General features: G+C 72.6%; 16 protein-coding genes. 7 read left to right on the forward strand and 9 right to left on the reverse strand.

Going from position 1 to position 19091, the window contains the following annotated elements; genetic code table 11:
- The first annotated feature begins 36 nt into the window (after window positions 1-36).
- Both ACY0MR_RS26745 and ACY0MR_RS26750 read left to right on the forward strand, forming a co-directional pair.
- Complete coding sequence (locus tag ACY0MR_RS26745; protein WP_361859927.1) at window positions 37-1623, forward strand: Na+/H+ antiporter; 1587 nt, start codon at window positions 37-39, stop codon at window positions 1621-1623.
- A gap of 111 nt (window positions 1624-1734) precedes the next feature.
- The gene (locus ACY0MR_RS26750) at window positions 1735-2304 is read left to right on the forward strand and encodes a dienelactone hydrolase family protein (RefSeq protein ID WP_361859925.1); all 570 of its coding nucleotides are present in this window, start codon (window positions 1735-1737) and stop codon (window positions 2302-2304) included.
- A 66-nt stretch (window positions 2305-2370) separates the two neighbouring features.
- Here ACY0MR_RS26750 and ACY0MR_RS26755 read toward each other — a convergent pair whose 3' ends face one another.
- The 5 genes from ACY0MR_RS26755 to ACY0MR_RS26775 all read right to left on the reverse strand — a co-directional run bounded on the left by ACY0MR_RS26755 (window position 2371) and on the right by ACY0MR_RS26775 (window position 8473).
- Window positions 2371-3333 (reverse strand): zinc metalloprotease, encoded by a 963-nt coding sequence (locus tag ACY0MR_RS26755; protein ID WP_473555814.1) that lies wholly within the window; start codon window positions 3331-3333, stop codon window positions 2371-2373.
- 348 nt (window positions 3334-3681) lie between these two features.
- Window positions 3682-5331, reverse strand: a complete 1650-nt coding sequence (locus ACY0MR_RS26760; protein ID WP_473555817.1) for an alkaline phosphatase D family protein — start codon at window positions 5329-5331, stop codon at window positions 3682-3684.
- Between the two features lie 168 nt (window positions 5332-5499).
- Window positions 5500-6315, reverse strand: coding sequence for a DsbA family protein (locus ACY0MR_RS26765; RefSeq protein ID WP_361859918.1), 816 nt, complete (start codon window positions 6313-6315; stop codon window positions 5500-5502).
- 61 nt (window positions 6316-6376) lie between these two features.
- Window positions 6377-7063, reverse strand: a complete 687-nt coding sequence (locus ACY0MR_RS26770; RefSeq protein ID WP_473561894.1) for a hypothetical protein — start codon at window positions 7061-7063, stop codon at window positions 6377-6379.
- Window positions 7064-7123: 60 nt separating this feature from the next.
- Window positions 7124-8473, reverse strand: a complete 1350-nt coding sequence (locus tag ACY0MR_RS26775; protein ID WP_473555819.1) for a DUF2252 domain-containing protein — start codon at window positions 8471-8473, stop codon at window positions 7124-7126.
- A 190-nt stretch (window positions 8474-8663) separates the two neighbouring features.
- Between ACY0MR_RS26775 and dnaE the strand changes: the two genes are divergently transcribed.
- A complete protein-coding gene (gene dnaE, locus ACY0MR_RS26780) occupies window positions 8664-12203 on the forward strand; it encodes a DNA polymerase III subunit alpha (RefSeq protein ID WP_361852809.1) in 3540 nt (1179 codons plus the stop codon).
- A 78-nt stretch (window positions 12204-12281) separates the two neighbouring features.
- Here dnaE and ACY0MR_RS26785 read toward each other — a convergent pair whose 3' ends face one another.
- Window positions 12282-12455 carry a hypothetical protein gene (locus ACY0MR_RS26785; protein ID WP_167346844.1) on the reverse strand — a complete coding sequence of 58 codons (174 nt, stop codon included), beginning with the start codon at window positions 12453-12455 and terminating at the stop codon, window positions 12282-12284.
- Between the two features lie 215 nt (window positions 12456-12670).
- On the opposite strand from ACY0MR_RS26785, the gene ACY0MR_RS26790 reads away from it, so the two are divergent.
- From ACY0MR_RS26790 to ACY0MR_RS26805, 4 genes are all read left to right on the forward strand, one after another.
- Window positions 12671-14008 (forward strand): NYN domain-containing protein, encoded by a 1338-nt coding sequence (locus ACY0MR_RS26790; protein WP_388802299.1) that lies wholly within the window; start codon window positions 12671-12673, stop codon window positions 14006-14008.
- Window positions 14009-14028: 20 nt separating this feature from the next.
- Window positions 14029-15000: an ABC transporter ATP-binding protein gene (locus ACY0MR_RS26795; RefSeq protein ID WP_388802806.1), complete on the forward strand. Its 972-nt coding sequence runs from the start codon at window positions 14029-14031 to the stop codon at window positions 14998-15000.
- Window positions 15001-15103: 103 nt separating this feature from the next.
- Window positions 15104-15937 carry an ABC transporter permease gene (locus ACY0MR_RS26800; RefSeq protein ID WP_388802303.1) on the forward strand — a complete coding sequence of 278 codons (834 nt, stop codon included), beginning with the start codon at window positions 15104-15106 and terminating at the stop codon, window positions 15935-15937.
- A 34-nt stretch (window positions 15938-15971) separates the two neighbouring features.
- Window positions 15972-16613, forward strand: coding sequence for a DUF2567 domain-containing protein (locus ACY0MR_RS26805; RefSeq protein WP_388802306.1), 642 nt, complete (start codon window positions 15972-15974; stop codon window positions 16611-16613).
- A 72-nt stretch (window positions 16614-16685) separates the two neighbouring features.
- On the opposite strand, the gene ybaK is transcribed toward ACY0MR_RS26805, so the two are convergent.
- The 3 genes from ybaK to ACY0MR_RS26820 are packed head-to-tail and all read right to left on the reverse strand — an operon-like array spanning window position 16686 to window position 18998.
- On the reverse strand, window positions 16686-17183 hold the full coding sequence (gene ybaK / locus ACY0MR_RS26810) for a Cys-tRNA(Pro) deacylase (protein WP_361852801.1): 498 nt from the start codon (window positions 17181-17183) through the stop codon (window positions 16686-16688).
- A 14-nt stretch (window positions 17184-17197) separates the two neighbouring features.
- Window positions 17198-17935 (reverse strand): LON peptidase substrate-binding domain-containing protein, encoded by a 738-nt coding sequence (locus tag ACY0MR_RS26815; RefSeq protein WP_473555824.1) that lies wholly within the window; start codon window positions 17933-17935, stop codon window positions 17198-17200.
- Between the two features lie 10 nt (window positions 17936-17945).
- Window positions 17946-18998 (reverse strand): hypothetical protein, encoded by a 1053-nt coding sequence (locus tag ACY0MR_RS26820; RefSeq protein ID WP_388802310.1) that lies wholly within the window; start codon window positions 18996-18998, stop codon window positions 17946-17948.
- Between the last annotated feature and the right edge of the window lie 93 nt (window positions 18999-19091).

Raw genomic sequence — 19091 nt, forward strand, 5'->3', positions numbered from 1 at the left:
CGCCGTGAAAACGGACATACGTGACAGGGTGTGTCCGTGGATCAATTGGCCCTGTTGTTCTTGCTGCTGCTCGGCGCGCTCCTCACGGTCCCGCTCGGTGAGCGGCTCGGACTGCCCGCGCCCGTCCTGATGACCCTCATCGGGATCGGGCTCGCGGTCCTGCCGTTCGTGCCGAACGTCGAGGTCCCGCCGGAGTTCATCCTCCCGCTGGTGCTGCCGCCGCTGCTCTACGCCTCGGTGCAGCGGACCTCCTGGCGCCAGTTCGCGGCCAACCGGCGGCCGATCTTCCTGCTCGCCGTCGCCCTCGTCTTCGTCACCACGGCCGCCGTCGGCGCCGTCGCGCACATGCTGGTGCCCGGGCTTCCGCTGGCCGCGGCGATCGCGCTCGGCGCCCTCGTCGCCCCGCCCGACCCGGTCGCGGCGACCGCCGTGGCGGGCTCGCTGGGACTGCCGCGGCGTCTGGTATCGATCCTGGAGGGCGAGGGGCTCTTCAACGACGTCACCGCGATCGTGCTCTACCACGTGGCGATCGCCGCCGTCGTCAGCGGCTCGTTCTCCTGGCCCGACGCCCTGGGCGAGTTCGCCCTCTCCGCGGTGGTCGCCGTGGTCGTCGGCCTGGGCCTCGGCTGGCTCGCCAACAAGCTGATCGGGCTGCTCGGCGACGCCACGCTCCAGACCGGGCTCACCCTCCTCGTGCCCTTCGTGAGCTACGTGCTCGCCGAGGAGCTGCACGGCTCCGGCGTCCTCGCCGTGCTCGTCACCGCGCTCTTCCTCGCGGAGCACGCGGCCGACGCCGACGACGTGATGGGCCGGCTCGCCGGGCAGACCTTCTGGCAGGTCGTCGACACCCTCGTCACGGGCATCGCCTTCGGCCTCATCGGCCTCGAACTCGTGCACGTCTTCGGGGTGGCCGAGGGGCGCGGCCGGCAGATGCTCGGCTGGGGCGCCGTCGTCGTCGGGGTGGTCGTGGGCGTCCGGCTGCTGTGGCTGCTGCCGGCGACCTGGCTGGCGAAGCGGCTGCACACCCGCCGGGACGTCGACGAGGAGATCCCGACCAGCTGGCGCGAGACCATCGTCATGTGGTGGGCGGGGATGCGGGGAGTGGCCTCGGTGGCACTGGCGCTCGCCATTCCGCTGCGCACCGAGGACGGCGCTCCCTTCCCCGGCCGCGACGAGATCGTCTTCATCGCCTTCTGCGTGATCATCGCCACACTCGTGGTCCAGGGGCTCACCCTGCCCTGGCTGGTGAAGCGGCTCGGCGTCCGGGCGGACGCCGACGCCGAGCGCGTCCTGGAGCGGGATCTCGCCATCCGGGCCGCGAAGGCCGCGAAGCGCCGGCTCAAGGAGATCGAGGAGGTCGAGGAGCTGCCCGAGGAGGTCCAGGAGCGGCTGCTGCGCGGGGCCTACGACATCGGGGCGCGGATCAGCCCGGACATGGTCGACGAGGAGCGGCGGGCCGCCTTCGTCGAGCGGACGGAGCGCTTCAAGGCCGTGCAGCGGATCCAGCGGGAGCTGATGTCCGCGGCCCGGCACGAGGTGCTCTCGGCCCGCAGCGAGCCGGGCGCCGACCCGGAGGTGGTGGACCGGGTGCTGCGGCAGCTGGACGTGCGCAGCCTGCGCTGAGGCGGAGCCTCGCCGGGGGCCGCCTCTGGTGCGCGGCCCGCCGGCGGAGCCGGCCGGCGCCGGGCCGTGGTGCGGCCGGGGGGCCGCGGAGCGGGTGGCAGGATGGGAGGCATGGACATCATGCTCTTCCACTCGGCCTACGGGCTGACCCCTTCCGTCGAGGCCGCGGCCGAGCGGCTGCGCGCCGCCGGGCACCGGGTCTGGACCCCGGACCTCTACGGGGGCCGGACGGTCGGGACCGTGGAGGAGGGCGTGCTGCTCCGGGACGAGATCGGCAAGGACGAGCTGCTGAAGCGCGCGGTCCTGGCCGCCGCCCCGTACTCCGAGCGCGGCCTGGTCTACATGGGTCTCTCCCTGGGCGCCTCGATCGCGCAGACCCTGGCGCTCGGCGACGAGAAGGCGCGCGGGCTGCTGCTCCTCCACGGCACCTCGGACCTCGCGGAGTCGGCCGCGGTGGACGAACTGCCCGTGCAGCTGCACGTGGCCGATCCCGACCCGTTCGAGACGCACGACTGGCTGTCGTCCTGGTACCTGCAGATGCGCAGGGCGGGCGCCGACGTGGAGATCTACCGCTACCCGGGCGCCGGGCACGTGTACACGGACCCGGAACTGCCCGACTGGGACGAGGAGTCGGCCGACCGGACGTGGTCGGTGGCGCTGGCGTTCCTGGACAGCCTGTAGGACCGCGGTGAACGGGCGCGGCCCCCGGGGGAGTTCCCCCGGGGGCCGCGTTCGTGCGGGACCGGATCAGGCGCGGTACGCCGTCCAGTAGTCGTTCATCCGGGTCACCTGGCCCGCGGTGAACTGGTACATGCAGGCGTCGTAGGTGTAGTCCATGAAGTTGTGGATCGGGTCCACACCGGCCTTGTTGGTGCAGGTGTCACGACCGGTCGGGCACTCGTAGGCGGGGCTCTTCTCGGCCGGGGTGTCGGCCACGCCGTCGCCGCTGCCGCTGCAGCCGCCCTGGAAGGTGTGGTAGAGGCCCATCCAGTGGCCGACCTCGTGGGTGGCGGTGTCGCCCTGGTTGTAGTTGGCCGCGGAGCCGCCCGGGAGCGAGGCGTCGAGGACGACGACACCGTCCATGGACGGCTGCGAGGCGTACGAGGACGGGAAGGTCGCCCAGCCGAGGAGGCCGCCGCCCAGGTTGGCGGTGTAGAAGTTCAGCGCGCCCGCGCCGCCCTTGCGGAGGGTCTGCTTCATCTGCTTCTCGGCGGTGGAGCCGGAGGACAGGTTGTACCAGGACGCGTTGTCCGTGTAGTCGGTGCCGGCGAGGGTGAACTGGAAGTTGGAGTTCACGTTGCCGGTGCCCTGGCCCGCGTAGGCCGCGTTCAGGACGTTCATCTGGTTGGTGATCGCCGTGGTGGAGAGCTTGCCCGTCGTACCGGAGTGGATGACGTGGAAGTAGACGGGGATGTTCACCACGGCCGCGGCTCTGCCGGCGGCGCCGCTGAGGCGGGCCTCGGAGCGGGCCGCGGTCAGCTTCTTCTTGAAGTCGGCGTCCATGGCCGCGGCCTTGGCGGCCGTGACCTCGTTCGGCTCGGCGGCGTGGCCGTCGGCGCCGCGCGCCTTGCGGGCGCCGGACAGGGCGCCGGCGTCGTCGGCGCACTCCTCGGCGGACGCGCCGGCCAGCGTGGCGGTGGTGCCGCTCGCGACCGGGGCGGAGAGCGGAGCGATGGCCAGGGTTCCGGCCATGACGGCGGTACCCAGCATCCGGCGCGACATACGCGGGGATATGCGGACAAGAGCACGCATGGTGACTCCTCGTGGGGGGTGGGGGGAGGAACTTCCTCCGCCACGCCGGGGAGATTACGCGTCCATGTCAGGCCTCGTTGAGGAGTGATCAAGCCCAATCATTCGGTGGGCAATTCGGGGCATCGGGAAGAAATTCTTGTGCCGGTTCCGGAGTTCGAGACCTCGACGTAACGGCGGAGGGGAGGGAGGCGGGTGGTGTGTCCGGATTCGATCTCCAAAACCAGCCACCCGCCGTAGCGATGTGATCTCCCGTTAACGAAAGGGATCATGGCCGAAAAGCATCGCTAGAAAGTCGCCAGGGTGACCTCAGAGGACCGGCTGGTACACCCGCTCGACGCGCTGCGTTCCGCTCCGCGTCCGGTACGAGCGCGCCCAGGCCGTCGTCGCGCGCGGGTCCGCCTTGTCGGAGACCGTGTAGTAGTCCATCTGCGAGCGCTCGGCGGTCACGTCGAGCACGCCGTAGCCGTGGTGGTCCATGTCCACCCACTTCACGTGCCGGTTGGCGGCCCTGACCGCGCCGGCCGCCACCACCGACAGCGTCCCCGGGGCGACGTGCAGGATGTCGTCCAGGTTGTCCGAGGTCACCGAGGTGACCACGAACTCGGTCGCGGCGGACGCCGAGAGGGGATACGTCGCCGCCTTCACCGGAACGTCGTTGGCCCAGGCCATGTGGATGTCGCCGGTCAGGAAGACGGTGTTGCGGATGCCGCGCGAGGTGAGGTGGCCGAGGAGCTCCCGGCGGTCGTCCGTGTAGCCGTCCCACTGGTCGACGTTGACCGCGAGTCCCTCCTTCGGCAGGCCCATCAGCTCGGCGATCGGCTCCAGGAGATGGGCGGGCAGCGCGCCGAAGGCGACCGGCGAGATCATCACCGAGGTGCCGACCAGCTGCCAGGCCGCGTCGGAGGAGGCGAGCCCGGACTTCAGCCAGTCGAGCTGCGCGCGGCCGGTGAGGGAGCGCTCCGGGTCGTCGACCGAACCGCTGCCGGCCTTCGCCGGGGCGGAGCGGAACGAGCGCAGGTCGAGGAGGTGCAGATCGGCCAGCCTGCCGAAGCGCAGCCGCCGGAAGACCGTGCCCTCGGTCGAGGCGCGGACCGGCATCCACTCGAAGTAGGCCTGCTTGGCGGCGGCGACCCGGGCCGCCCAGTCGCCCTCGGCGCCGGGCGTGTGGTTCTCGGCCCCGCCCTCCCAGGCGTCGTTGGCGAACTCGTGGTCGTCCCAGATGGCCACGACCGGGTGCGCCGCGTGCAGCGCCTGCAGGTCGGTGTCCGTCTTGTAGTGGCCGTGCCGGGTGCGGTAGTCGGCCAGCGTGGTGATCTCGTGGCGCGGCTCGTGCCGCCGGACGGTGTACTTCGCGTCCGGGTACGTCCCGCTGCCGTACTCGTACACGTAGTCGCCGAGGTGCAGGACCGCGTCCAGGTCGGCGCGGGCGGCGAGGTGGCGGTACGCGGAGAAGTGGCCGGACTCCCAGTTGGCGCAGGAGACCACGCCGAACCGGACGCCGGGCGCCGCGGCGTCGGCGGCCGGTGTGGTGCGGGTGCGGGCGGCGGGGGAGACGGCGGAGCCGGCGGTGAAGCGGAACCAGTAGGAGGTGGCCGGGCGCAGGCCGCGGACGTCCGCCTTCACCGTGTGGTCGGAGCCGGCGCTCGCCGTGGTCGTGCCGGAGGCCGCGATCCGGGTGAAGCCGCGGTCCTCGGCGACCTCCCAGGCGACCGGGACGTCGGGGCCCAGGCCGGAGCCGGGCACCGCTTCGGGGACGGGGGTGACGCGCGTCCAGAGCAGGACGCCGTCGGGCAGCGGGTCGCCGGAGGCGACGCCGTGGAGGAACGCGGGTGCCCCGGGGGCCGCGTGGGCCGAGGTGGCCGCGCCGAGGACGGCGGGCACGGCGACGGCGGTGACGGCGGCGGCCTTGACGACCGTGCGCCGCGTGGGGGCGGAGGATATGAAACGACTGGTCACGGCCAGTCAGATTACTGGTGAGTATGGGGAGTGCGGAGGGACTTGAGGGAATGTTCGCCGGATGGTCGCCCCCGGGTCGCATCCGGACCCGCCGGAACGGCCTCGCCCCCCGACCCGCCGCGCGGGGCGCGGGTCGGAGGGCGAGGAGGGGGCCGGCGGCGGTCCGGGTCAGCCCTTGAGGGCCGCGTCGATCGCCGTGTCGAACTCGGTGGCGGTCATCGGCGGGTTGTCGGAGCCCGCCACCGTCACGGTCTTGCCGTCCATCTTCAGCGTCGGCGTGCCCGTCACCCCGCTGTCGTCGAAGGCCTTCGACATCTTCATCGCCCAGGCGTCGAACGTGCCGTCCTCGACGTTCTTCTTGAAGGCGGCGTTGCCCTTGAGCGCCGGCACCGAGTCCGCCACCTCCAGGAGGTAGGAGTCCTTGGCGAACTTGTCGTCGTTCTCCTCGGGGTGGAACTTCGCCGAGTAGAGCGCCGACTTGTACGACAGGAAGGCCTCCGGGCTCACGTCGAGGGCCGCGCCCAGCGCCGAGAGGGCGTTCTTCGAGCCCTCGCCCGTGGCCGCGTTGTCGATGAAGGTCGCGCCGACGTACTTGATCTTGTACTTGCCGGCCTCGACGTCCTTCTCGACCGTGGAGCCCACGGACTGCTCGAAGGTCGCGCAGACCGGGCAGCGCGAGTCCTCGTACAGCTCCAGGGTCTTCTTCGCGGACGGCTTGCCGACGACGACGGTCGTGCCGTTCGTCCCCGAGGTGTTCTTCGGGGCGGTCACGCTGGTCGCCTTGGCCGCCGACTCCCACGCCGAGGGCTTGTTCGACTGGACCACCGCGTAGCCGATGCCGCCGGCGGCGGCCAGCACGGCCACGGCCGAGACGCCGACGACGAGCTGCCGGCGGGTCCGGTCCTTCTTCGCCTGGCGCTCGCGCTCGACGCGCAGACGCTCGCGGGCGGCGGCCTTGTTGGCCTGGTTGTTGCGTGCACTCATGATCGTGGTCTCCGTGACGGTGAGGAGGGAAAGGGGTACCGCGTGCCGGGGTGCGCTTCGCTCAGACGAGGGCGAAGCGCGGGCACGGGGGTCCCCGCCGTCCCACCGAGTGGGTCAGGAGCCGGGTGCGGGAGGGCCGGGGCCGCCCCGCGGGCCGCCCGGAGCGCCGCGGCGCCGGGCCACCGGTGCGGAAGAGCGCCGCCACCACGAGCAGCGGGCGGAACGCGAGGGCCGCCACCGCGCCCACCAGGCGGGCGAGCGCCCGCTCCCCGCCCCGCAGCCAGACGGCCGCGAAGAGCCCCACGCCCATGTGGGCCAGGAGCAGCAGCCAGGGCACCGCCGGGTCGGGCGAGTCGAGGAGCGCGGCGGCCGTGCCGCTCTCGGGGGTCGCGACTCCGGGCAGCGGGGAGCCGACGGCGCCGCCGCAGAACACCTCCACGCCCACCGCGCGCAGCGATCCGGCGACCGGACCGCCGGCGGCGCCGTAACAGACGGCCTGACCGCTGGTGAAGAGCGTGTCGGCCGCCAGTTCCAGCGGGACGAGGAGCCCGGCGATCGGGCCGAGGCCCCGCTCGCGGCCGGCCAGGGCGTACGCCACGGCGAAGACGCCGACCGCGACCGGGACGACCGTCCCGAGCGGCAGCGGCACGCGCGAGAGCAGCACGTGGGACGCCACGGACAGCGTCACGACCAGTGCCGTGAAGAACGCCGCCCGCAGCGCCCTCAGCTGCGTCCCTGCCATGTCCATCGTCGTGGAGTGTGTCATGCCGGTCCGTAAGGGGCCCCTAAAGCCGGCCTGTGAACGGGGCTACAGCCCGGGGATCCGGCCGTTGCGGAAGAGGTCGACGAAGATCTGGTGGTCGGTCCGCGCGCGGGCCCCGTAGCTGTGGGCGAAGTCCACCAGGAGCTCCGCGAAGCCCTCCTCGTCGGCGGCGATCGCCGCGTCGATGGCCCGCTCCGTGGAGAACGGCACCAGCGAGTGACCGCTGGAGTCGTCCGCCGCCGCGTGCATCGTCGCCGTCGCCCGGCCCAGGTCGGCGACCGTGGCCGCGATGTCCTGGGGGTCGTCGATGTCCGACCAGTCGAGGTCCACCGCGTAGGGCGAGACCTCCGCGACGAGCTGCCCGGCGCCGTCCAGCTCCGTCCAGCCGAGCCACGGGTCGGCGTGCGCCTGGAGCGCCCGCTGCGAGATCACCGTGCGGTGGCCCTCGTGCTGGAAGTACTCCCGCACCGCCGCGTCCGTCACATGGCGGGAGACGGCCGGGGTCTGCGCCTGCTTGAGGTAGATCACGACGTCGTTCTCCAGGGCGTCGCTGTTCCCCTCCAGCAGGATGTTGTACGAGGGGAGGCCCGCCGAGCCGATGCCGATCCCGCGCCGCCCCACCACGTCCTTGACCCGGTAGGAGTCGGGACGGGCCAGGCTGGCCTCCGGGAGGGTCTCCAGGTAGCCGTCGAAGGCCGCGAGGACCTTGTACCGGGCGGCCGCGTCCAGCTCGATCGCACCGCCGCCGGCCGAGAAGCGGCGCTCGAAGTCGCGGATCTCCGTCATCGAGTCGAGGAGCCCGAAGCGGGTCATGGCACGGGCGTCGCGCAGCGCGTCGAGCAGCGCGCCCTCGGCCGTGTCCAGGGTGAACGGGGGCAGGTCGTCGGTCTTCGTGCCGGTGGCGAGGGCGTGGATCCGCTCCCGGTAGGACGCCGCGCAGACCCGCACCAGGTGGGTGATCTGCTCGTCGCTCAGCGCCTTCGCGTAGCCGATGAGGGCGAGCGAGGCCGCGAGCCGCTTGAGGTCCCAGGTGAAGGGGCCGACGTACGCCTCGTCGAAGTCGTTGACGTTGAAGATCAGCCGGCCGTTGGCGTCCATGTACGTGCCGAAGTTCTCGGCGTGCAGATCGCCGTGGATCCACACCCGGCCGGTCCGCTCGTCCAGGTACGGGCCGCTCTGTATGTGCCCTCCCTCGCCGCCGGCGTCCTCCCGCGCCAGGTCCGCGTAGAACAGGCAGGCGGTGCCCCGGTAGAAGGCGAAGGCGGAGCCCGCCATCTTCCGGAACTTCACGCGGAAGGCGGCGGGGTCGGCGGCGAGGAGCTCGCCGAAGGCGGTGTCGAAGACGGCGAGGATGTGCTCACCGCGCTCCGCGGCGGTGGGCTGGGGGACCGACATCGAGGTGCCTCCTGGTACCGGACGTGCTGGAAGAATGTTCACGACAATTGGGACGGGCGTTCCGTGTCTCTCAACGCGCGACCCTAGCCGCGAGTGCCCGCCGACTGTCACTCCGGAGACGTAGACTTCCACGCTGTCCCCCCAGACTGCCCGCAGCCTGTCGACTCCCGTTCTCCGGAGGCCTCCCGCCGTGACCAAGCCGCCCTTCACGCACCTCCACGTCCACACCCAGTACTCGCTGCTGGACGGTGCCGCGCGGCTGAAGGACATGTTCAACGCGTGCAACGAGATGGGCATGACCCACATCGCGATGTCCGACCACGGCAACCTGCACGGGGCGTACGACTTCTTCCACTCGGCGAAGAAGGCCGGGGTGACGCCGATCATCGGCATCGAGGCCTACGTCGCCCCCGAGTCCCGGCGGAACAAGCGGAAGATCCAGTGGGGGCAGCCGCACCAGAAGCGGGACGACGTCTCGGGTTCCGGCGGCTACACCCACAAGACGATCTGGGCGGCGAACTCCACCGGGCTCCACAACCTCTTCAAGCTCTCCTCCGACGCCTACGCAGAGGGCTGGCTGCAGAAGTGGCCCCGGATGGACAAGGAGACCATCTCCCAGTGGTCGGAGGGGCTCATCGCCTCCACCGGCTGCCCCTCCGGAGAGCTCCAGACCCGGCTCCGCCTCGGCCAGTTCGACGAGGCCCTGAAGTCCGCCTCCGAGTACCAGGACATCTTCGGCAAGGACCGGTACTTCCTGGAGCTCATGGACCACGGCATCGAGATCGAGCGCCGGGTCCGCGACGGGCTCCTGGAGATCGGCAAGAAGCTCGGCATCCCGCCGCTGGTCACCAACGACTCGCACTACACGTACGCGCACGAGTCGACCGCGCACGACGCCCTGCTCTGCATCCAGACCGGCAAGAACCTCTCCGACCCGGACCGCTTCCGCTTCGACGGCACCGGCTACTACCTGAAGACCACGGACGAGATGTACGCCATCGACTCCTCGGACGCCTGGCAGGAGGGCTGCCGCAACACCCTCCTGGTCGCGGAGCAGATCAACACCGACGGCATGTTCGTCGAGAAGAACCTCATGCCGAAGTTCGAGATCCCGGAGGGGTTCACCGAGGTCTCCTGGTTCCGCGAGGAGACCATGCGGGGCATGCACCGCCGGTTCCCCGGCGGCATCCCGGACGACCGCCTGAAGCAGGTCGAGTACGAGATGGACACGATCATCTCGATGGGCTTCCCCGGCTACTTCCTCGTGGTCGCCGACTTCATCATGTGGGCGAAGGCGCAGGGCATCGCGGTGGGCCCCGGCCGAGGCTCCGCCGCCGGTTCCATCGTCGCGTACGCCATGGGCATCACCGACCTCGACCCGATCCCGCACGGCCTGATCTTCGAGCGCTTCCTCAACCCCGAGCGCATCTCGATGCCCGATGTCGACATCGACTTCGACGAGCGCCGGCGCGTCGAGGTCATCCGGTACGTGACGGAGAAGTACGGCTCCGACAAGGTCGCCATGATCGGCACCTACGGCAAGATCAAGGCGAAGAACGCCATCAAGGACTCCGCGCGCGTCCTCGGCTACCCCTACGCCATGGGCGACCGGCTCACCAAGGCCATGCCCGCCGACGTCCTCGGCAAGGGCATCGACCTCAACGGCATCACCGACCCCTCGCACCCGCGGTACAGCGAGGCCGGCGAGATCCGCGCGATGTACGAGAACGAGCCCGACGTCAAGAAGGTCATCGACACCGCGCGGGGCGTCGAGGGCCTGGTCCGGCAGATGGGTGTGCACGCGGCCGGCGTGATCATGTCCAGCGAGCCCATCGTCGACCACGCGCCGATCTGGGTGCGCCACACCGACGGCGTGACCATCACGCAGTGGGACTACCCCCAGTGCGAGTCGCTCGGCCTGATCAAGATGGACTTCCTGGGCCTCAGGAACCTCACGATCATGGACGACGCCGTCAAGATGGTGAAGGCCAACAAGGGCATCGACCTGGACCTGCTGGCCCTGCCGCTCGACGACCCCAAGACGTACGAACTGCTCTGCCGGGGCGACACCCTCGGCGTCTTCCAGTTCGACGGCGGCCCCATGCGCTCGCTGCTGCGGCTGATGAAGCCCGACAACTTCGAAGACATCTCCGCCGTGTCCGCCCTGTACCGGCCGGGCCCGATGGGCATGAACTCGCACACGAACTACGCCCTGCGCAAGAACAAGCAGCAGGAGATCACCCCGATCCACCCCGAGCTGGAGAAGCCGCTCGAAGAGGTGCTCGCGGTCACCTACGGCCTGATCGTCTACCAGGAGCAGGTGCAGAAGGCCGCCCAGATCATCGCCGGCTACTCGCTGGGCGAGGCCGACATCCTGCGCCGCGTCATGGGCAAGAAGAAGCCCGAGGAGCTGGCGAAGAACTTCACGATCTTCCAGGCGGGCGCCCGCAAGAACGACTTCAGCGACGAGGCGATCCAGGCGCTCTGGGACGTCCTGGTCCCCTTCGCCGGCTACGCCTTCAACAAGGCGCACTCGGCCGCGTACGGCCTGGTCTCCTACTGGACCGCCTACCTCAAGGCGAACTACCCCGCCGAGTACATGGCGGGTCTGCTCACCTCGGTCAAGGACGACAAGGACAAGTCCGCCGTCTACCTCAACGAGTGCCGCCGCATGGGCATCAAGGTGCTCCCGCCGAACGTGAACGAGTCCGAGTCGAACTTCGCCGCCCAGGGCGACGACGTGATCCTCTTCGGCCTCTCCGCCGTGCGGAACGTCGGCACCAACGTCGTCGAGTCGATCATCAGGTCGCGCAAGGCGAAGGGGAAGTACTCCTCCTTCCCCGACTTCCTCGACAAGGTCGAGGCCGTCGTCTGCAACAAGCGGACCATCGAGTCGCTGATCAAGGCCGGAGCCTTCGACGAGATGGGCCACACCCGCAAGGGCATGGTCGCCCACCACGAGCCGATGATCGACAACGTGGTCGCGGTCAAGCGCAAGGAGGCCGAGGGGCAGTTCGACCTCTTCGGCGGGATGGGCGAGGAGACGAGCGACGAACCCGGCTTCGGCCTGGACGTCGAGTTCTCCGACGTCGAGTGGGAGAAGTCCTACCTGCTCGCCCAGGAGCGCGAGATGCTCGGCCTGTACGTCTCCGACCACCCGCTCTTCGGCATCGAGCACATCCTGTCCGACAAGACGGACGCGGCGATCTCCCAGCTCACCGGCGGCGAGCACGCCGACGGCGCGGTCGTCACCATCGGCGGCATCATCTCCGGCCTCCAGCGGAAGATGACCAAGCAGGGCAACGCCTGGGCCATCGCCACCGTCGAGGACCTGGCCGGCTCGATCGAGTGCATGTTCTTCCCGGCCACCTACCAGCTGGTGTCCACCCAGCTCGTCGAGGACACGGTCGTCTTCGTGAAGGGCCGCCTCGACAAGCGGGAGGACGTGCCCCGGCTCGTCGCCATGGAGCTGATGGTCCCCGACGTGTCGAACGCCGGGACCAACGCGCCGGTGATCCTCACCATCCCCACCGTCAAGGTGACCCCGCCGATGGTCACCCGGCTCGGCGAGATCCTGCGCCACCACAAGGGCAACACCGAGGTGCGGATCAAGCTCCAGGGCCCCCGGACCACGACCGTGCTCCGGCTCGACCGGCACCGGGTCCAGGCCGACCCGGCCCTCTTCGGCGACCTGAAGGTCCTGCTCGGCCCGTCCTGCCTGGCCGGCTGACCGCGCGGGGACTCCCGGACACGCGCAAGGGGCGCGCCCGTCGTCACGGGCGCGCCCCTTTGCCGTACGCGAAGGCCGTCAGTTGTGGCCGAAGCGCTTCTGGCGGCCCTTGCGGGCGACGTCGCTCGGCAGCACCTGCGACGCCCGCTGCGAGGCCTCGGACTCCATCGCCGACTGCTGCGCCTGCTGGGCGCCGCGCTCGGCCGGCGACTGCTGCTTCTGACTGCGGTTCTGGTTGCGGTTCTTGGCCATGGGATGCCTCCTCAAAGGGACCTAGGGACCAGGGCCGCTGTCAGACTCACATAGGGGACGAACCGCCGCATTTTGGATCATTACCGAGCGTCAGGCTCCGGGGAGCGTGACTTCCGCCACGCCGATGATCCAGTTCCGGCCGTTGAGCCCCCGCCCTTCGGGCAGACTCGAAGGAGATCCGAAGCAACTTCCGATCCCGAGGTTCCCGAAAGAGGGTGGAACACGTGGACCGCTGCGTCGTCCTGGTGGATGCCGGCTACCTGCTGGGAGCCGCCGCCAGTCTTCTCGCCGGGGAACCGGCCCGCTCCCGGATCACCGTCGACCACGCCGGACTCATCCAGCAGCTGCGCCAGCGCGCCGAGGCCGAGACCGCGCTGCCCCTGCTGCGGATCTACTGGTTCGACGGCGCGCCCGACCGGGTGCCCCAGCCCGAGCACCGGAGGCTGCGCGTGATGCCCCGGGTCACCGTCCGGCTGGGCGCCCTGACCCGGAGCGACGGGCGCTGGGCCCAGAAGGGCGTCGACGCGGCGATGCACACCGAGCTCACCGAGCTCGCCCGCAACCGGGCCTGCTCGGACATCGTGCTCGTCACCGGCGACGGCGACCTGCTCCCCGGACTGATGTCGGCCAAGGAGCACGGCGTCGCCGTCCACCTCTGGGCCGTCCAGGCCGCCGACGGCGACTACAACCAGTCCGAGGACCTCGTCGCCGAGGCCGACGAGCGGCGGGTCCTCGACCGGGCCTGGATCACCCGGGCGGTCCGCGCCAAGGACCTCACCGGCATCTGCGCGCCCCCGCCCGCCCCGCGCCCCGAGATCGCCGCCATCCTCTCCGCCCCGCTGCCCGAGGCGGCCCTCGCCGCCTCCGCCGAACGGGCCGCCGAGGCCGCCGCCGCGGCCGGCGCCGCCGGCGAGGCCCCGGCCGCCCACGGCAACGGCCACCCCCACCACGGCGAGGGCCGCGCGGGCGGCAACGGGCACCTCCGCGAGGACGACCGCGGCCACGGACCCGGCGTCCCCGCCCCGCCGGCCGGCAAGGGCGTCCCCACCCCCAAGGACCTGGCGGGACTGCGCGCCCCCGCCTCCCCGGGAGCCCCGGTGGCCCAGGCGGCCAGCGCCCTCCGCTGGTCCTCCGACCGGGGCTGGGTCGAGCGCCCCGCCGCACCCCTCGGCGAACCCGCCGAGACCGCCTCCCTGCCCACCCTCGCCGCCCTCACCAGCGCCGAGCAGCGCTGGGCGGACCGCGAGGAGGACATCACCACCGTCGGCGGGGACCCCTTCGAGGTCGGGCAGGTGTTCGCCCGGCGGTGGATGGAACGACTTCCCGAGCAGAGCCACGTCCAGAAGCTCTCCACCCTCTACCCGCGCATCCCGCACCGCATCGACGGCGAACTCCTCCGCTACGCGGCCCGATTCGGGCTCCTCGCCCACAAGGACGACCAGATCGACGAACACGACCGCTACGCGATCCGGGCCGGATTCTGGCGCGAGATCGACGTCCGGGCCGCCGCGGAACACGCCCCCGCGCCCGGAGCAGGCCCGGCGACCCCGTAGGCTCTTCCCCCGTGAGTACGGTGTGCGCGGTGCGGGATCTGGTCAAGACGTACCCCGCCACGCGCGGTCGGCGCGGAGCGCCCGCGACACCCGAGGTGCGGGCCACCGACGGGATCAGTCTCGACGTGCGCGGCGGCGAGATCTTCGGGCTGCTCGGCCCCAACGGCGCGGGCAAGTCGACCCTGGTCCGCCAGCTCACCGGGCTCATGCGCCCCGACTCCGGCAGCGTCCGGCTCCTCGGCCACGACCTCGTGCGCCACCCCGAGCGGGCCTCCCGCCTCCTCGCGTACCTCGGGCAGGAGTCCACCGCCCTCGACGAGCTGACCGTCGCCCTCGCCGCCGAGACCACCGGGCGGCTGCGCGGCCTCGGCGTCCGGGAGGCGCGCGCCGAGCGCGACGCCGTCCTGGAGGAGCTCGGCCTCGGCCCGCTGGCCTCCCGGCCGCTCCGGAGGCTCTCCGGCGGCCAGCGCCGTCTCGCCTGCGTCGCCGCCGCGCTCGTCGGCGAGCGCCCGGTCCTCGTCCTCGACGAGCCCACCACCGGCATGGACCCGGTCGCCCGCCGGGCCGTCTGGGCCGCCGTCGACCGGCGCCGCGCCGAGCACGGCACCACGGTGCTGCTCGTCACCCACAACGTCATCGAGGCCGAGACCGTCCTCGACCGGGTCGCCGTCCTCGACCGCGGCCGGGTCATCGCCTGCGACACGCCCGCCGGACTCAAGGAGCGGGTCGCGGGCGAGGTCCGCGTCGAGCTGGTCTGGCGCGAGTCCGCCCCGCTCCACCTGCCCGAGGTCGCCTCGCTGCGCGAGCTGGCGCAGGAGACGGGCCGGCGCTGGATGCTCCGCCTCGCCCCCGACGAGGCCCGGGCCGCGGTGGCCACCGTCACCGGCGGCGCCGCGTTCACCGCGCTCGACGACTTCACCCTCGCCACGCCCAGCCTGGAGGACGTCTACCTGGCGCTGGGCGGCGCGACCGAGGGACTGGTGAAGGCGTGACCCGCACCGCACCGCACCCGCCCCGCCCGACCGGGGAAGCGCACGCGACCCGCGCCCCCCACGGACCGCACGGACCGCACGTCACCCCCAGGAGCTGTACGCAGTGAGCACCGTGCCCGCCGAGACGCTGCCGACCGGCGCGCCCTCCGCCCGGACCCGCGCCCCCGCCGAGGACGAGGCCGCCGCGCCCCTCGCCCCGCGCGCCCGGCTGCTGCCCGCCCTGGCCGCCGTCTACCGCGCGCAGCTCTCCCGGGCCCGGGTCGCCCGCATCCCGCTGCTCTTCGTCGCCACCTTCCAGTCCATCGGGATCATGGTCCTGATGCGCGGGGTCGTCGACGGGGGATCCGAGGCGCGTGCCGTCGTGGCCGGCTCCACCGTCCTCGTGGTCGCGTTCGTCGCGCTGAACCTGCTCGCCCAGTACTTCGGGCAGCTGCGCGCCACCGGCGGCCTCGACCACTACGCCACGCTGCCCGTGCCGCCCGCCGCCGTCGTGCTGGGCGCCGCGGGAGCGTACGCCTCCTTCACCGTGCCCGGGACCGCCGTCACCGCCGTCGCGGGCTCCCTGCTCTTCGGACTGCCGCTCGGTCACCTCTGGATCCTCGCCGCCGTCGTCCCGCTCGCCGGCGCCGCGCTGGCCGGCCTCGGCGCGGCCCTCGGACTCCTCGCGCCCCGCCAGGAGCTGGCCACCCTCCTCGGCCAGCTCGGCATGTCCGCGGCGCTGCTCCTCGGCGTCCTCCCGGCGGAGCGGTTGCCGCAGCCCATCGGCTGGGCCCGGGACCTGCTCCCGTCGACGTACGGTGTGGAGGCCATGGCCCGCACCTTCGAGCCCGGTCCCGACTGGGCGGCCGTCGCCCTCGACCTGGCCGTGTGCGGGGTCGTCGGCGTGGTCTCGCTGGCCGTGGCCACCTGGGCGTACCGCCGGGCCGCCGTCCGCTGAGGCGGGCCACCGGCACACCTGGCACGATGGCGGGGTGACCGCACCCCTGACTCCGCCTCACCAGCCCTCGTCGCACGACCCCGACTGGCCCCCGCCGCCCCCGCCGCCGGCCGGCCCGGCCGGCGACCGGATCACGGCCGCCGAGGTCCTGCAGGGCGTCCTGGTGACCCTCGTCTCGGCGATCGCCGGAGCGGTGCTCGGAGTGCTGTGGCTGAACCTGGCCCCGCGGGTGCTGCTCATCTCGGACGGCAAGGGCGTCTACCTCCGGAACTCGGAGGGCGAGACGGCCATCGGCGCCGACGGAACGTTCGTCCTGCTGGCCCTGGCCTTCGGCGCGGTCGCCGCGCTCGTCGTCTTCCTGCTGCGCCGCCGGGGCGGGGTCCCGCTGGTGCTCGGCCTCGCGCTCGGCGGCGTTCTGGGCTCCCTGCTCGCCTGGGGCCTCGGCAGCTACTTCGGTCCGACGAGCGACGTGGTCGCCCACGCGAAGGCGGTCGGCCCGAACGTCACCTTCGAGGCGCCGCTGGAACTGAACCTGGGCGCCGCCGCGATGCTCGCCTGGCCGCTCGCCGCGATGATCGTGCACCTGGCGCTGACGGCCGCCTTCGGCCCGCGCGACGCGGAGCCCGAGCCGTGGGACCAGCCCACGGCGTACACCCGGGGACCCGGCCGGAGCTGACGACCCGAACGGCGTGCCGCGCGGGCCGGGCCACCGCGGGCCCGTACGCCCGGCGCCCCCGCCGTCCGACCCTCAGGCGCGGCCGATCGGGGCCACGACCGCCGAGGTGAGCGCGGCCAGATCGGCGGGGGAGAGCTCCACCTCCAGGCCGCGCCGGCCCGCCGAGATGCAGATGGACGCGTGGTCCGAGGCCGAGGCGTCGAGGACCGTGCGCAGCCGCTTGCGCTGACCCAGCGGGGAGATCCCGCCCCGCACATAGCCCGTGGTGCGCTCGGCCGCCGCCGGATCGGCCATCGCCGCGCGCTTGCCCCCGACCGCCGAGGCCAGGGCCTTCAGGTCGAGCTGTCCCGCGACCGGGACCACCGCGACCGTCAGCTCGCCGTCGACGTCCGCCACCAGGGTCTTGAAGACCCGGTCCGGAGAGACGCCGAGCGCCTCGGCCGCCTCCTCGCCGTACGAGGGGGAGGCCGGGTCGTGCTCGTAGGCGTGCAGCGTGAACGGGGTGCCGGCGGCCGTCAGGGCCACCGTCGCCGGCGTGCCGCCGCTGTTCTTCCTCTGCTTCTTCGCCACGCGCGCGCTCTTCCTCAGTTCGGGTAGGTCGGGGCCTGCGTCAGGTCCACCACCGGCAGCGAGGGCAGATGGCGGATGACCGCCGTCTCCGCGCGCAGCAGCGTCAGCTCCTCGCGCAGCCGGGTCGCCGTGTCCGGGGCCTGGAGCAGCCGCTGCTTCGACGGCGTGTCGAGCACCGCGGCCGCCGCGACCAGGTACGACACCACCGACGGATCGTCCGGCAGCTCGCTCGTCGTCAGGGACCGCTCCCGGGCCCCGGCCAGCCGCTTCTGGTAGCTGCGGAAGGCCCGCAGCACCCCCTCGGAGAGGTTGCCGGCCTCCTCGCCCTGCTCCTCGGGCAGCTCCTCGACCTCGGCGACCAGGAACGGCCCGCTCGCGTCGACGGAGAGCAGCTTCACCCGGGTGGTGCCGGTGGCCGTCACCTCGAAGCTGCCGTCGGCTCGCTCCCGGATCTGCACGGCGTCCGCGACGCAGCCGACCCGGTGGAAGGCCTGGATGGGGTCGGGGCCGAAGCCGGCCGCCGGACCCTTCTCCGGCAGCGCCGTCTGGTCCGGCATGCCGGGGGCCGTCGGGGCGACCTCGCGGCCGTCGCGGATGGCGACGACGGCGAAGCGGCGCGGCTCCGAGTCGTCGATCGCGAGCAGCTCGCGCATCATGGCGCGATAACGCTCCTCGAAGACGTTCAGCGGCAGCACGAGGCCCGGGAACAGCACCGCGTTGAGCGGGAAGAGAGGCAGGCGAGCGGTGGTCACAGCGGTCAGCCTAGTGGCCGCCGGGCCCGCCCCGTCGTGCCCGTCCCCGTCCGGTGTCCCAGAGGGGCGTACGACGGGCCAGTTCGGTCCTCACCGTGTCCCGCGCGGCGAGGAACCGGCGCAGCGGGTCCTCACCCCCGGCACCCCGCCCGCCACCCGGCCCGGACCCCCACGGGAAGGAGGTCGCGTGGGCCCCGATCCGGCCGAACTCCGCCCGCGCGTCCTCCCACCGCGCCCGCTCCACCAGCACGTACGCCAGCAGGTTGCGGACCTCGGCGGGCCACGGGTCGCCGGTCGGGAAGACCTCCGACAGGGCCAGCGCCCGGTCGGCGGCCCGGTCGATCCGCGCCTCGGGCACGGCGGGCTCCCGGTCCGGCGGCACCCGGAGCCGGTCGTAGGCGGCCCGGACCGGCAGCGCGCGGACGAGCGAGTCGGCCGCGGCGTCGTCGGCGGCCTGCTCGGCGAAGTCGAAGGCGGCGCGGTGCGAGCCGTACCACTGTGCGGACAGGTACTTGAGCGCCGCGACGTGGCAGCCGTAGTGGTGCGGCGAGCGGCGCACCGCCTGCTCCCAGAGGGACTCGAAGACCGCGGGGCGGGCGTGCGCCCCGCGCGCGTGGTCCAGGGCGAGGCGCCACGGCACCGGGTCGTGCGGCGCCTCCTCGGCCATCGTCCGGATCAGCGGACCCAGCTCGCGCAGCCGCTCGGCCCGGGCGGGCGACTCCCAGGCCCGGCGGACGGAGAGCTGCGCGGTGACGAGCAGGGCGTCGGGGTCGCGGGGCGCGACGGAGAGCCAGTGGGTCAGCCAGTCGTCCCGGTGGTACGCGAAGGCGGCGAGCCGGGTGACGTACCGGTCGCGGTCCTCCCACTCGCCGCAGTCCCGGGTGGTGGCGAGCAGCTTCGCCGCGGGCTCCGGATCGGCCAGCGCGGCGGCGACCAGGGCGGGGCCGAGCCGCTCGTCCGGGGCGTCGAGCAGCACGTCGTCGTCCGGCACGGACCCGGCGGCGAGCCGCGGGGTGTGCCGGGCCGAACGCGCGGCGCCGATCAGGGCACGGAGAAAGGACATGGTGTGACGTATTGTCTCCCGCCCACCGCCCCCTCGGCAGCCGGTCTCACGGCCCGCTCACCAAACCTTCGCGCCCTCACGCCCGGACCACAC

Source organism: Streptomyces sp. JN8 (genome assembly GCF_055808075.1).

Bases quoted from the DNA above. Each gene is read 5' to 3' on its own strand.
- ACY0MR_RS26750 (WP_361859925.1), top strand. From the start codon at position 1,735: ATGGACATCATGCTCTTCCACTCGGCCTACGGGCTGACCCCTTCCGTC.
- ACY0MR_RS26755 (WP_473555814.1), bottom strand. From the start codon at position 3,333: ATGCTGGGTACCGCCGTCATGGCCGGAACCCTGGCCATCGCTCCGCTC.
- ACY0MR_RS26765 (WP_361859918.1), bottom strand. From the start codon at position 6,315: ATGAGTGCACGCAACAACCAGGCCAACAAGGCCGCCGCCCGCGAGCGT.
- ACY0MR_RS26770 (WP_473561894.1), bottom strand. From the start codon at position 7,063: ATGGACATGGCAGGGACGCAGCTGAGGGCGCTGCGGGCGGCGTTCTTC.
- ACY0MR_RS26775 (WP_473555819.1), bottom strand. From the start codon at position 8,473: ATGTCGGTCCCCCAGCCCACCGCCGCGGAGCGCGGTGAGCACATCCTC.
- ACY0MR_RS26785 (WP_167346844.1), bottom strand. From the start codon at position 12,455: ATGGCCAAGAACCGCAACCAGAACCGCAGTCAGAAGCAGCAGTCGCCG.
- ACY0MR_RS26820 (WP_388802310.1), bottom strand. From the start codon at position 18,998: ATGTCCTTTCTCCGTGCCCTGATCGGCGCCGCGCGTTCGGCCCGGCAC.